The sequence below is a fragment of the Legionella geestiana genome, assembly GCF_004571195.1.
GTDB classification, from domain to species: domain Bacteria; phylum Pseudomonadota; class Gammaproteobacteria; order Legionellales; family Legionellaceae; genus Legionella_B; species Legionella_B geestiana.
Window position 1 is genome coordinate 1,716,693 of sequence record NZ_CP038271.1, and the last position, 13,772, is coordinate 1,730,464.

Consider the following 13,772-nt stretch of genomic DNA (forward strand, 5'->3'; position numbering starts at 1 on the left):
CAGATATGAATAAAGAGTTGGCACGCAGCAGACGCGGAAAGCGTACTAAAGCGATAATTCGCCGCAGCGAACGCGCAAGACTGGTAGTTTTTCGCAGTGGTTTACACATGTACGCGCAAATTATTGTACCGGGAACTCATGGTGACAACGTTGTTGTATCCTGTTCCACGCTTGACAAGGAATTGCGCACTGGACTTTCAGGTAACAAAACTGACCAGGCACGCAAGGTCGGACAGTTAATAGCAGCACGTGCAATTGCAAACAACCTCAAGGAGGTTGCCTTTGACCGAGCCGGCTACCGTTATCATGGACGTGTCAAGGCACTAGCAGAAGCAGCGCGTGAAGCTGGCTTGAATTTTTAAGGAACTGACATGGCATTTGATGATAATTCAAAAAATGATTTGTACGATGACCGTCTTGTTTCGGTGCGTCGTGTATCAAAGGTAGTGAAAGGCGGGCGTAAGTTCTCTTTCACGGCTCTCGTGGTTATTGGTGACAAGAACGGTAAGGTTGGATACGGAAGCGGTAAAGCAGGCGAAGTACCTGCTGCCATTGAAAAAGCAATGGGCCGTGCACGCAAGAATCTGACGTATATACCGCTTAACGGAAGCACAATTTACCATCCGATTAACCTTAAACATGGTGCATCACGCGTTTTCATGATGCCAGCCAGTGAAGGTACCGGTATTATCGCAGGTGGTGCGATGCGTGCTGTCCTTGAAGTGCTTGGTGTACGTAACATTCTTGCGAAAAGCATTGGGTCCACAAACCCTGGTAACGTTGTCCATGCCACAATTAAGGCACTGACTCAAATTGGCACCCCGGATTTTGTTGCAGCGAAGCGCGGCAAAACCGTAGAACATGTAACGGCAGGTTAATCATGGAAAACCAAGTAAAAATTACACTGGTTAAAAGTCTAATTGGTCGAAAGCCAAAGCATAAAGTTATAGCTGGACTTTTGGGCTTGCGTAAAATTAACCGTACCGTGGTCCATCAGGACATACCGTCTGTTCGAGGTATGATCAATGAAATCAGTTATCTGCTTCATGTTGAGGAGTCTGTATAATGCAACTCAATACTCTGCAACCAGCGCCTGGTTCGCGCCATGCTAAAAAACGTCTGGGACGCGGTATAGGCTCTGGTCTTGGTAAAACCAGTGGTAAAGGCCACAAAGGTCAGAAGTCACGTTCTGGTGGTTTTACTAAAATTAATTTCGAAGGCGGTCAGATGCCAATTCAGCGACGTTTACCCAAAATGGGTTTCAAGTCGCGTGTTTCTCGCCAAATTGACGAAATTCCTGTATCAGCACTGGCAGCGTTGGGTGATCAAGTCATTGACTTTAACGTGATTCGACATGCCGGACTGGTCAGCAATGCCATCAAGGATGTTAAAATCATTCTTTCTGGTGAGTTAACAACTGCCGTACGGTTGAAAGGTCTTCGTGTGACACGTGGTGCACGTAAGATGATTGAAGACTGTGGTGGCAGTATAGAAGAATAAGAATGAGAAACAAATCAAACGTATCAAGCCAGTCCCGCGGGGGATTGGCTGAGCTCAAGGCAAGATTGTATTTTGTGTTGATTGCAATACTCGTTTATCGACTTGGTGCGCATATTCCTGTTCCGGGCCTCGATCCTGTCAAACTTGCCAATTTTTTTGGTGAGCAGCAGAACACGATTCTTGGTCTGTTTAACATGTTCTCTGGTGGTGCATTGTCGCGGGTTACCGTCTTTGCCATCGGGATTATGCCATACATCTCAGCATCGATTATCATTCAACTTTTTTCAGTGGTTTCGCCAAAGCTTGAACAACTTAAAAAAGAAGGTGAAGCGGGGCGTCGACGAATAAACCAGTATACGCGCTATCTCACGCTGTTACTGTCAATATTTCAGTCTCTTGGCATGGCGCGCTGGCTCGCCGGTCAGCACATTGCGCTTACGGCTGATTTCTCGTTTTATTTTACCGCGGTAGTTACTCTTGTTACGGGAACCATGTTCCTGATGTGGCTTGGAGAGCAAATTACAGAGAAGGGTGTAGGTAACGGTATCTCGCTGATTATTTTCTCTGGTATTGTGTCCAGCATGCCGCAGGCTATCGCATCTGTTTTCCAGCAGGTTCGCGAAGGACAAATGCAGGCTTTAACGATGATATTGCTTGCAGCCATTGTTGTTGCGGTTACCGGATTTGTCGTGTTCATGGAACGCGCTCAGCGTCGTATTCGTGTGAATTATGCGCAGCGTACCCAGGGCAGAAAGGTCTATGCAGCACAGTCAAGTCATTTGCCGCTCAAGATAAACATGTCGGGTGTTATTCCGCCAATTTTTGCATCAAGCATTATTCTTTTACCTGCTACTCTTGCTCAGTTTTTTGGCCGTGGAAAGGGTATGGATTGGCTTGCTGATGTTGGTATGGCGCTGTCGCCCGGACAACCGCTCTATTTGATTGTGTATGCGGTGGCGATTCTGTTCTTTGCGTTCTTCTATGCAGCGCTGGTGTTTAACCCTAAGGATACTTCAGACAACCTTAAAAAGTCTGGTGCCTATATACCCGGCATTCGTCCTGGGGAGCAGACAACCCGTTACATAGACCAGGTCATGACACGTCTTACGTTGATTGGCGCCCTCTACCTCGTATTGGTCTGCCTCTTACCGCAAATACTGATGTATGCCTGGCATGTTCCGTTTTATTTTGGGGGAACATCGCTGTTGATTATTGTGGTTGTCATTATGGATTTTGTTGCCCAGGTACAGGCGCACCTTATGACACAGCAATATGAATCGCTGATGAAAAAAGCAAATCTTAAAGGCACAAAGTTGCCAGGTTTAATGTAAGTAGAACTCGGAGTTTTCAATGAAAGTTAGAGCGTCTGTAAAGCGTATGTGCAGAAACTGCAAAATTATCAAGAGAAGTGGTATTGTACGTGTTATCTGTAAAGATGCGCGTCACAAGCAGAAGCAGGGCTAAGCACTACTTGATTTATTATGTTGAAACCAGTATGCTTTCGACCCTTTGCGAGAGCGTGAAAAAATATCGGAGAATTGAATGGCTCGTATAGCAGGTGTGAATATCCCTGACAATAAGCATGTCGTGATAGCACTGACTTCTATCTATGGCGTTGGAAGAACAACTTCAGAGAAGTTGTGTGCAGCGGTGGGTGTTGAAACGCATGTTAAGGTCTCACAGCTGACGGAAGCCCAGTTGGAAGCATTTCGTGCTGAAATTGCCAAGATGACTGTCGAGGGTGACTTGCGCCGTGTTGTAACCATGAATATCAAGCGACTCATGGATTTGGGATGCTATCGTGGCCTGCGCCACCGTCGTGGTCTTCCCGTTCGTGGTCAGCGTACAAAAACCAATGCCAAGACGCGAAAGGGCAGACGTAAATCCAGCAGTGTATGATTTTTTATGTAGGATACCAATATGGCTATTAATAAGTCGAAGCAACAAAAAGTACGCAAAAAGATTAAAACCATCGTAACTGATGGAATTGTTCATGTTCATGCGTCCTTCAATAACACCATTGTAACGTTCTCTGATCGTCAGGGTAATGTTCTGTGTTGGGCAACTTCCGGTGGTTCAGGTTTTCGCGGATCACGAAAAAGTACACCATACGCAGCTCAGGTTGCTACTGAACGTGCTGCTGCTGTCGCTAAAGAATATGGCCTCAAGTCTGTTGCCGTTCGTGTACACGGCCCAGGACCCGGACGAGAGTCAACTATTCGCGAGCTGATTTCACAGGATTTCAAAATTGTGGAGATCACTGACGTTACCGGTATACCGCACAACGGTTGCAAGCCGCCGAAAAAACGTCGCGTATAATTTCAGGAGTAATCAATGGCAAGATATCTTGGTCCAACATGTAAACTTTCCCGACGTGAGGGAACGGACCTTTTGTTAAAGAGCGGTTTCCGTGATATAAAATCAAAGTGCAAGTTTGACAAACGTCCGGGCCAACATGGTGAAAAGACGCCTAGACTGAGTGACTTCGGTAAACAGCTTCGTGAAAAGCAGAAGATACGTCGTCTGTATGGCGTTCTTGAACGACAGTTCCGTAACTACTTCAAGGCGGCAGCTGGCAAAAAGGGTTCAACGGGTGAAAACCTGATGGCCATGCTCGAGAGCCGTCTCGATAACGTGGTATACCGTATGGGTTTTGCTACTACACGTGCAGAAGCGCGTCAGCTGGTTTCACACAAGGCAATTCTCGTTAATGACAGAGTAGTTAATATCGCGTCTTATCAGGTAGAGCCGGGTGATGTTGTCTCTGTACGTCAAAAAGCGCGTGCTCAGGGTCGAATCGTTGCTGCAGTTGCTCTTTCCGAGCAGCGCGCATCCTGTGACTGGCTCAATGTCGACAGCTCCGCGTTTAAGGGTACGTTTACCACTGCGCCAACTTTGTCTGATTTGTCGCCCGACTACAACGTTAACCTCGTTGTGGAACTTTATTCCAAGTAAAATCGGAGACTTCGCCGCATGACTAGTGAAATAAAAGAGATGTTGACGCCTAAGGTCCTCAAGGTGCAGGCAAGTTCTCCGAACCATGCCCGCATTGTTCTTGAGCCTCTTGAACGGGGATATGGATATACTCTCGGTAATGCTTTGAGAAGAATACTTCTGTCTTCGATGCCTGGAAGTGCAATTACGGAAGCCACTATTGATGGCGTATTGCATGAGTACAGTACGATTGAAGGGGTTCAGGAGGATGTTGTAGATATCCTGCTAAACCTCAAACAGGTCGCTCTGCGTATGACAGTCGGAAAGGAAGCAGTCCTTACTCTCGAAAAGAAAGGTCCATGCCAGGTGAAGGCATCTGATATTCAGGTTACTCATGGTGTTGAAATTGTTAACCCGGATCTTGTAATTGCGAACCTTAATGCTAACGGTAAACTCAACATGACGTTGAAAGTGACCCGTGGAACAGGGTTTCATTCTACTGAAGCGGTTCAGCACGGCGTTGAGGAAGAGGTTCAGCAGAAGTCTATTGGAAAGCTGCGTATTGATAACAGCTATTCTCCTGTCATCAAGGTTGCTTATTATGTAGATAATGCGCGTGTAGAGAATCGCACAGACCTTGATAAGCTGACTATCGATCTTGAGACAAATGGCACTATCGATCCGGAAGAAGCAATTCGACATGCAGCAAATATTCTTCAGCGCCAGCTTTATGCTTTCGTTGACATGAAGTTTGAAGAAGCGCGCCACGACAATAAAGAACGTAATGATTTTGATCCTGTTCTTTTACGTTCAGTGGATGATCTCGAGTTGACCGTACGTTCTGCAAACTGCCTGAAAGCTGAAAATATATTTTATATTGGCGATCTGGTACAAAAAACAGAAACTGAATTGCTCAAGACACCGAATCTGGGTAAAAAATCCCTGACGGAAATCAAGGATGTACTCGCATCCCGTACATTGTCGTTGGGTATGAAACTGGAAAATTGGCCGCCTGCAAACCTTGGCGAGTAAATTTTGAGGAGTTTTTAAATGCGTCATCGTAATTCTGGTAGAAGCTTCAGCCGAACCAGCAGTCACCGCAAGGCCATGTTTTCCAATATGTGCTGCTCATTGGTAGAACATGAAATTATTAAAACGACACTGGCTAAGGCGAAAGAGCTTCGCCGTTATGTTGAGCCACTGATTACAGTCAGTAAGGTTGATACGGTTGCTCATCGTCGCCATGTTTTCGACAGACTGCGATCCAAGAGCGCTGTTGGCAAACTGTTTACAAACCTTGGACCGCGTTATGTTGAGCGTCCAGGTGGTTATGTGCGTGTACTAAAGTGCGGCTACCGTGCTGGTGATAATGCGCCTATGGCTATTGTTGAGCTTGTTGACCGTCCGCAGGACGAAGAGCAGGCCGACGAGTAATCTCCGTTCGTTGTTGTGATTGGTAGGGGCATACTATTCGTTTGGCCCCTATCATAAAATCCTCGGTCTCTTATTTGACCTAGTATATGTGTTCAGTGCTTCATCTCTACTCTATCTTTCAATTTCTGAAACTCTCTTTTAAGCGGCTCGTTTTTAAAACCATTTAGGGACGTTCTCATTTCATGTTAAGAAGTGAAAATATTGTGGTTTAGGGGCATTGTGCTTGATGGAGCTGTAAAATATCAAAGCAACTTTCTTGAGCCAGAATTTAAGATAATTGTAGTTTTGAGTAAATAATTGTATTTCAAGATTTTTTGTAGATTGGGTTGAGCGCAGCGAAGCCCGACATCAGGTGTCATCTCATGCATCCGTCCCTGGGCTTATCAACAAAGGCTAAGGTTCTGATTTAAAATAAAGCATTGTATTAATGAGTTTTTTGTAGCAACTGTCTTGAGCCAAAAACTCATGGTAGTTACCTTATTCAAAATAAATCATTGTATTTTAATTGGCAAGGCTGGGCTGAGCGCAGCGAAGCCTGGCAATGGGTGTCGCCGTTGGCCGGATGTTTAATACGAGCATCCCATCCCGCGCTTATCAGCGCAGGCTACGGCGCCAATTTCAAATAAATCATTGTATTAAATGAATTTGTTTGTGGGCTTGTCTGAGCATGGCGAAGCCCAGTGCATTTCCCCCGTTTCTGTGAGCCATATGAATTGGTCTCCGAACCAGTTCAGAGATTAAATGCCGTTGGTGTTTCAAGATTCCAGTATTCATGATGATTAAGAGCTTTCGCATGGCAGCAATGAGAGCGGTTTTTTTGCTTTTCTGGCCTGGCAGAGCCTGTGGTAGAAGCTTTTGATTTGCGGATTGTGTCTGGTCGCGACAAGTGTTGCCATGTAGAGCGCGTTTCTGACGGAGGCTCTACCGCCCCAAATGGTGCGTTTTCCTCTAAGTGTGCCGCTATCGCGATTAAAGGGTGCACTCCGGCAAGTGCCGCAATCATCTGCTTTGGAGAAAGCGTTCCCAGTTCAGGAAGCACATAGAGCAGGGCGATTGCGGTAGTGTCTCCCACTCCCTTGATGCTGCTCAGTATGTTTTTCTTTTCCGACAGAGCGTCATCATTCTCGATAAGTTTTTCCTGACTTTGTCCAATAGTTTTCAGTACTTTTTCGAGCATGTCCAGAACGCGTTGAATCGACTCAGCCTGTTCGGACTCTGGGATTCAATTGTGATGAACCGACTTAACGCTTTTTCAATGCTCCCCGACCCCCTTAAAGGAGTTTGCTCCATTAAGGAGGTTCAATCACGAATATTAAGTATGTAAGTTGATTGATTTAAATCATTATTGTACAATTGCTTTTTTTTAAAGCAATGTGAGACCTCGTATGTCAGCAACGCCTACCGCCATTAAGCCGTTTACCGTTGATTTTTCATGGCAATCAATGATTGAACAAGCTTATCAAGTTTTTCTTTGTGTAAACGGACAACGATCCGTTCGCTTGTTAAACGACCAGGTGAGTCCAATATTGCCTGAATCCTGCTCGCTGAAAATCAAGTGGGAATGAAGATTGCAAGGGTTTGAGATTTCAAGTGACAAAAATGACCTGAAAATAACGCATCCCTTATATCCGGGGGATCTGACAATAGAAGTTGTTGAAATGATCAGGACGCAGCGCATAATTGACAGGTCTGCTACCTTTTTTGCCAAAACCAAGCTCTTTGCCCTGGATACAACGCAATTTGAACCCGGAAAGCACCACAAAGTGTTGATCAAGGAAGAATGGAGAACGGGTATCTCCACAAAAATTCAGAGCGTGGGTGATGCCAGGCTCATATATAGACCAATCGAGAGCATCGATGATGCAATAACAGTGGGAACGGAAATCTCCACACTTACTATACTGCTTATGTCTGAGCATATTGCACGATGGATTCAAACCAACTGTCCAGAGGCCCTTACGAATCCAGAAGCCATTGTGAACCTGCAGATTAATATCGGTGAATCTCGCAAACAGACTGGCGTCACAGCGCTGATATCAACCACCAGGAACATTCAAAGGCTCGATGCCTTACGCATGGATTACGAGGCTTTCATGAAGTGTTTAGTCACTTGTATAACGGCTGAAAAAGCAGAAGCATGGATTAGCGCCGTTATCTCTCAAACACTGCCTGATAAATCGCAAGGAGTAATCACGCGGGCTTCGTCAGAAATCGTGAAATCCATGCAGGAACCCAGCGAAGCACCAGCAGCCGAGGATGGGGTCGTGTCGTCTTGCTTTTTGCCCTGATAATCACATGGTCTTGCCGGGTAAATCGGACATCTTTCTAATCAACTTTTCTGACCTCATAGAAATCCGGAGATTGATACCCCAATCTTGAATGTAGCCGCTTTCGATTATAGTAAATTTCAATACATTCGAATATATGATTTTTAGCGGCAGTTACCTGGCACTGACTTTCAGACTGGGAATGCCTAAAATTATAGTGAATACTTTGGGTTTGGTTTGATATTATCAGCCTGTGTAAACGTCAGTTGTACCAGGTACCATCTTAAGGATTTTGATACTATGCCTTACCTCATTTACGCGCGCGACTTCGATAATATGGACGCACAACGTGAGCAAATTCGTGAAGCTCATCGTGAACACTTGCGAAGTATCGGAGACAAATTACTTGCTTCGGGAGCCTTACTTGATGATGATGGAACAACAGTCATTGGTGGTATCAGTTTAATTGATACTGAAGACCGCGCTGAAGCTGAGAAATTCGCAAATGACGATCCCTACGGAAAAGCTGGCATACGTAAGGAAACATTGATTTTAAAATGGCGACAAAGATGGTGGAACGGCAACTTTTTGAAAAGTTAACTCTCAAAAAGTCGAGCATGGCGTTAATGCTCATTTAGGGTCTGTTGACATTTGGTGGTACGAAGCGAAAATCACGTTAATTTAGGCCAAATTTTATCTTGAGTGAGGCGAATAGCCGGCTCTATTTAACGAACTCAAGGTTAAATTTGGACAAATTGACGTGGTTTGCAGCCATGTCACCAATTGTCAACAGACCCTAGTATATTGGCGCCTGTCAAATACATTAACCCCTCTATTATCGGCAGGAATAACTGGTTGTTTCATGGTGGCGAAGCCGGTGCCTGTGCCGACAGTATTATATGTACCTTTATTGAAACTTCAAAAACCACATGGTCGATGTCTTTGCCTGAGTCAAATAGATTCTGGCCAATATTCGCAATGCGCAAACCATGTAGCCTGGATAAACCCGGTCCTCCAATATTGATAAGGCTTGCTGGTTGATTAGCGTAGTCTGCCGGTCTTTTCAACTGCCAGGCGGGTGGTTAACTGAGCTCTTAAACGTGCATTGAGGTATGCGCACTGATGTGCCATAATGACCCTAAATTAATCAAATCATGCACTCATGTAATTCCGTTATCGACTTTGGAGTAATTGTGAAAAAAAATGTTTCTCGCCAAATGCAAGCCTTTTCAAGAAAGCATCATAAGCGCAGTGTTGAATTTGAAGGGGTGATTACCAGGCTGAAAGGGATTGAAAATGCCTTAAGGATTGATGCGCTGCAGTCACAAAGTGATGGCGGAAGTTTTGAGGATAGATTTGAATTCCGGGTGGGTCATTCCAGTTGGATAATGGCCCCTGTATTGTCAAAAGACATTCCTGCCTTGCAGAAAGGCATTCGTTCGTTGAGTTCCCTCAAGCGTTCATTGGTTGAACTTCGAGAGGATGTCGACACGAGGGGTTACGGTTTTTTCAAATGTGGCAATCTGAAGCAAACTATGGATGCAATGCTTCCGCTCAGCAGGATAAAGAACTTGAAAGATGATATGAAATCCCTGCTGGATGCATATCAAAACGTTGTTAATGGTTATACCCTGGGCCCCGACAAAACCATGGAGCTATTTGAATGGCTTGCTGAATATGAGAAAAAACAAGCTGTAGAGCAGCGAATGTCAGGTGCAGGCTTATAATAACGCGATGAAAAAAGGCACTCTGTGCCAGACAAAAGTGCGTAGTGTAGCTACAGGAGGTCCGGGCAAGAGCAACTCATATCCCTCGCTTTGTGCATACATGTGAATTGGTTGAAAAAATAAAGGGAATTTTTGACGAAGAACGCTCCAGAGCAGATGCACCCCGGATTACCAAACGATTTAACCGTGAAGGTTAATGGGTTGGAAAACAACGTGTTGCCCGGATAATGCATAAAATTTTGACCGAGGGACGGGTATTGATTAGAATGCAGGCTTGCCGAAAAATCACGAAAAAGCGCGTGAAATCGTTCAGAAAATTGAGTTTCACCATACGCCAAAACATGGCAGTTGGCTAAACATTGCCGAGTGTGAACTCTGTGCCATGACCAGTCAATGCATCAATAACAGACGCTTTGGCAATATTGAGCTTTTAAGGGAGGAGACTCAGATATGGGCACAGAAGAGCAAAAACAGAAAGGCGTCAACTGACAGTTTGAGATTGAGAATGCGAGACAAAACTTCAGTCAATTTATCCACGTATTAAATATTAATGAGGCATTATCCTGGTTGGCAGCTTTTTGCGACATAGCCAATTTTCTAATTTCCAGCAGCTCTGTTTTTGGGAAAGGCTTAAGGCTAGGTTACATTAAGATGCGGTTGTCCTGCATTACATTAAAACCGATTGCAGTGCGAGCGATATTATTGTACTTTGCGCAGATCCAGGAAATATATACAAGGAGTTATCATGTCAGCAACAGAAAAACATATATTAAAACATATCCAGCACCTGAAAATTCAATATACTGGTGAAAGCAAATCTTCCAGAAGACCTGTAAAACTTGAAAGAATCGGCTGCAAATTTGTTGTTGAAAATGCCGAACTGCTTGAATCCATCAGCATTTTACAAAAACCTACGCAGGGATCGTTTGATAACTCGTATCTTGATAACTCAGATTATGAAGTACGTATTGATTGCAAAGATTTATCAATGTCTAAAGCACTGACGGGAGCCATTGACCAAAAATACGTAACAAGCATTGATGGCAAGATAGTTGCTCTTACATTCAGTAGTTTAGAGAAGGTTAACGAGCTGATTCAATTTATCAAATCTCTGAATCCAGGTATTCTTTCATTAACGCCTGACGAAACGGCAAAAATGCGCTCAACCATATATAGCCTGTTCAATCAGCTTGATCTTTGCAATGCCGCCATGCTCTGTCTGCGCGCTGGCCATATGGATGACGCCATCCAATTGAATGACCTGATCTCCGTTGCATCCTATCGACTTACGTACCAGATTGCAAAAGCATTTGAAGAATCACACAGAACTGATGAAGCAATCAAGTATTATAAAGCTGTTCATCTTTCTGATAGTGAATATGCATCTGCACAAGATCGTTTGAGTAGACTGATGGTAGCAGACACCCCTGCAGCCAAAATAGAATGTTTCCAATACCTGCTGCGGGCTGGTGAAAATAGCATATCACGCCTTGATAAACCGCTTTTGCAAGAAATACTACAAAGTGTGCATGAAGAGGAACTTATATCGATTGTCTGCAATAAACATAATGATGTGGATGTGTTAATGCATCTTGCAGAGCAGTTCGACAGTCTTGCCGCATCGTCGATCGTTGATAGTTTATGCTCTACATTACATAGAGTATTGGGTGAAAGACCTTATTTACCATGCGTGGCCAGATATAACCTGTTATTGGCAAAACGCCTGGGGACGGCTGATGCGATAGCAAGTAATCCCGAACTGCAAGCCAGATTTTACAATCATTGTCTGGTTGCCAGCCTGGCTAGTAAAAAATTTCATGCCAATGAAATACTGATTGAACAAATGGAGAAGGATCTTGTTGCGCAACCTGTTACCTTGTTTTTGACCAATGTTTTGAAATTATCACAAGAAAATACAGCCATATTATATCATGCCGGCATGGCTTTGATTAAAAAGGGCCGCCCTCTCCTCGCGAGTTGCTTACTGCAGCACGTAGTACAAAGTGATAGTAAAGCCTTGTATACTCTGGCTGCCAATGAAAATATGGCATTATTAAGCATCACCCTTGCAAACAAATCAGATATGGATCGCATTAGCTCTTGCATCGATAAGTGTGTCAAGACGGGTAACAAGAAACTGCCTGAATCCATTGCAAAAGCAGGCGCTAACTTTGAGGAAAAAATAAGCTCGCCCAATGCAAGCTCATCCAGTTCAGACTCAGCTTATGAAAGCAGAATTCAAGCCCTGGAAAAACAGATACATGTATTGCAATCAAAAGTTGAAAGTCTGGAATTACAATTGGCCATGAAGCATAACAAGAGTGAGAGAACTCATCGTTCTTCCAAAACACACTCATCCGGCACTCATTCCATATTTTCTGACAAATCAAGCCGCTCTCACAGCTCGCGACACAGAAAGGAAAGAACAACACATAGCACGGATGAGGTACCCGGCAAACAAGCCGGAGAAGGACCAAACCAGGTTATGGGCTATTGAAAATTGATTCCACAGCGCCGTGATACCGCATTTTATGTGCGGTATCGGCGCCGTCAGGTTGTGTCTTTAGATAAACTGATCCAATTTGAGGTTCGCTCAGTGAGGGTAATCACTCTCAGGTTACATAGTCACGCATGCTTGCCGAAAACACAGTTTTTAACCTCGCTTGTCGGGAGGCCATTATCTCTATTTTGCTTTGGTTTGGAAATTCCGGGTCAGGTCAATTGACACATAATTTTATGATATGAAAAATTCAAAAAGACAATAAAGATCAATCGAGTCTGTCCCCATTGATTATACGGGCGCTCTACATGATAGCGTTGGGGTTGTCCGTTCCGATTTTTCTTGTTTATGCTTCTTTGTAAAGTTTTCATAGAAGGAATTAATCCACTCTTTTGACTGGGCGATAGCCGATTTAATATTGTGCTCTTCTTTCGCACAATCCTTGGTTAAAAAGAGTGTTTGCATTTTTGAGATAATATCAACAGGATCCTTTTGCCAAAATAATTCTACTGCTTTCCACATCATGATACCAAACTCCATGCTTCGAAATTTATCATTTAAAAACGTATAGTAATAGTCTTTCTCATACAGCTCTTTGTTAACGGCCTCCCTACAATAAGATCCTGTATGTAAATTATGAAGCATCATAACCGTTATATCATTGGGGCCAATATGATATAACAATGAATAGACAGTCATCGCCATTTCAGGTAAAGATGTTTTTTTCCTGTCAAACTCCGACACTGTTTTTTCTAGCAGATTAAGCATGTAAACTACCTGGTTATCCAAATTTTCAGATAATGTTACTGAACATTTAAATGATGTATTTAGGATGCTTCTTATAAAATCTGTGCCATAACTGTTTGGATTGAAGGTTGACCACTCATATCGATATCTGTAAACCTCTTGCTCATAGAACAAAGTAGTCTTAAATAGGTGGTTTTCCATTAAAAATGCGAAGGGATCTGCGCCAGCCGCCCAAAAATAATGATTATATCCCTCAGATTTTAATGAAAGTTCATAACCGGAGTACTGAAGAACCAGCTGAGGTGTATGTGTGGTGTCAGAACCTATAGGTTGTTTGGCTCGTGGGAAAAATGTTTTTGGGTTGGCAGCCATTAAATACTCCTCAAAAAAAGGTGAATATTGAGTAAACTAAATGTTATCAGCTTTTCATTCCGCCAAACACCTGACCTGGTTAGGGGGATTTCCTGGCTTTTTTCTCAAAATAGTTTGCTGCTGCCCTGTGACCTGCCCCAGAACACCAGGCGCAATGATACTATGATTTACATCATCAGAATCACACGTATCCTTGCGAGTTAACTCAATTTTCTCACTAGCCATAATTAATTTCAGGGCTTCATTCAAGGTTGGGGTATAAAACACCAGATTTGTTTGAAGTCAGAAAAG

General features: G+C 43.8%; 16 protein-coding genes and 1 pseudogene. 15 read left to right on the forward strand and 2 right to left on the reverse strand.

Translation table 11 applies throughout. The features are described 5' to 3' along the window. Positions 1-5 precede the first annotated feature (5 nt). From rplR to rplQ, 11 genes are all read left to right on the forward strand, one after another. Positions 6-362: a 50S ribosomal protein L18 gene (gene rplR / locus E4T54_RS07590; protein WP_028386034.1), complete on the forward strand. Its 357-nt coding sequence runs from the start codon at positions 6-8 to the stop codon at positions 360-362. 9 nt (positions 363-371) lie between these two features. Continuing rightward, positions 372-878: a 30S ribosomal protein S5 gene (gene rpsE, locus E4T54_RS07595; RefSeq protein ID WP_028386033.1), complete on the forward strand. Its 507-nt coding sequence runs from the start codon at positions 372-374 to the stop codon at positions 876-878. Between the two features lie 2 nt (positions 879-880). Beyond that, complete coding sequence (gene rpmD / locus E4T54_RS07600) at positions 881-1,066, forward strand: 50S ribosomal protein L30 (RefSeq protein ID WP_028386032.1); 186 nt, start codon at positions 881-883, stop codon at positions 1,064-1,066. Then, a complete protein-coding gene (gene rplO / locus E4T54_RS07605) occupies positions 1,066-1,500 on the forward strand; it encodes a 50S ribosomal protein L15 (protein ID WP_028386031.1) in 435 nt (144 codons plus the stop codon). The genes rpmD and rplO overlap by 1 nt, the downstream gene beginning before the upstream one ends. 2 nt (positions 1,501-1,502) lie before the next feature. Then, the gene (gene secY, locus E4T54_RS07610) at positions 1,503-2,831 is read left to right on the forward strand and encodes a preprotein translocase subunit SecY (protein ID WP_028386030.1); all 1,329 of its coding nucleotides are present in this window, start codon (positions 1,503-1,505) and stop codon (positions 2,829-2,831) included. 19 nt (positions 2,832-2,850) lie between these two features. Continuing rightward, the gene (gene rpmJ, locus E4T54_RS07615; RefSeq protein ID WP_081776716.1) at positions 2,851-2,964 is read left to right on the forward strand and encodes a 50S ribosomal protein L36; all 114 of its coding nucleotides are present in this window, start codon (positions 2,851-2,853) and stop codon (positions 2,962-2,964) included. Positions 2,965-3,042: 78 nt separating this feature from the next. Beyond that, complete coding sequence (gene rpsM / locus E4T54_RS07620) at positions 3,043-3,399, forward strand: 30S ribosomal protein S13 (RefSeq protein WP_028386029.1); 357 nt, start codon at positions 3,043-3,045, stop codon at positions 3,397-3,399. A 21-nt stretch (positions 3,400-3,420) separates the two neighbouring features. After that, positions 3,421-3,819, forward strand: coding sequence for a 30S ribosomal protein S11 (rpsK, locus tag E4T54_RS07625; protein WP_028386028.1), 399 nt, complete (start codon positions 3,421-3,423; stop codon positions 3,817-3,819). A 15-nt stretch (positions 3,820-3,834) separates the two neighbouring features. Next, a complete protein-coding gene (rpsD, locus tag E4T54_RS07630; protein WP_028386027.1) occupies positions 3,835-4,455 on the forward strand; it encodes a 30S ribosomal protein S4 in 621 nt (206 codons plus the stop codon). Positions 4,456-4,473: 18 nt separating this feature from the next. Next, the gene (locus tag E4T54_RS07635; RefSeq protein ID WP_028386026.1) at positions 4,474-5,466 is read left to right on the forward strand and encodes a DNA-directed RNA polymerase subunit alpha; all 993 of its coding nucleotides are present in this window, start codon (positions 4,474-4,476) and stop codon (positions 5,464-5,466) included. 18 nt (positions 5,467-5,484) lie between these two features. Then, complete coding sequence (gene rplQ / locus E4T54_RS07640; RefSeq protein WP_028386025.1) at positions 5,485-5,868, forward strand: 50S ribosomal protein L17; 384 nt, start codon at positions 5,485-5,487, stop codon at positions 5,866-5,868. 768 nt (positions 5,869-6,636) lie between these two features. Here the strand turns inward: rplQ and E4T54_RS12075 are convergent. Continuing rightward, positions 6,637-6,952: pseudogene (locus E4T54_RS12075) on the reverse strand (transposase); the annotation flags it as partial. A 484-nt stretch (positions 6,953-7,436) separates the two neighbouring features. Between E4T54_RS12075 and E4T54_RS07650 the strand changes: the two are divergent. The 4 genes from E4T54_RS07650 (at position 7,437) to E4T54_RS07665 (ending at position 12,359) form a co-directional block, all read left to right on the forward strand. Then, positions 7,437-8,156: a hypothetical protein gene (locus tag E4T54_RS07650; protein ID WP_028386023.1), complete on the forward strand. Its 720-nt coding sequence runs from the start codon at positions 7,437-7,439 to the stop codon at positions 8,154-8,156. A gap of 279 nt (positions 8,157-8,435) precedes the next feature. After that, the gene (locus E4T54_RS07655) at positions 8,436-8,735 is read left to right on the forward strand and encodes a YciI family protein (RefSeq protein WP_028386022.1); all 300 of its coding nucleotides are present in this window, start codon (positions 8,436-8,438) and stop codon (positions 8,733-8,735) included. Positions 8,736-9,328: 593 nt separating this feature from the next. Then, positions 9,329-9,862, forward strand: a complete 534-nt coding sequence (locus tag E4T54_RS07660) for a hypothetical protein (protein WP_028386021.1) — start codon at positions 9,329-9,331, stop codon at positions 9,860-9,862. 745 nt (positions 9,863-10,607) lie between these two features. Further along, positions 10,608-12,359, forward strand: coding sequence for a tetratricopeptide repeat protein (locus E4T54_RS07665; protein WP_028386020.1), 1,752 nt, complete (start codon positions 10,608-10,610; stop codon positions 12,357-12,359). A gap of 294 nt (positions 12,360-12,653) precedes the next feature. Here the strand turns inward: E4T54_RS07665 and E4T54_RS07670 are convergent, their stop codons facing one another. Further along, a complete protein-coding gene (locus E4T54_RS07670) occupies positions 12,654-13,481 on the reverse strand; it encodes a hypothetical protein (protein WP_028386019.1) in 828 nt (275 codons plus the stop codon). Positions 13,482-13,772 lie beyond the last annotated feature (291 nt).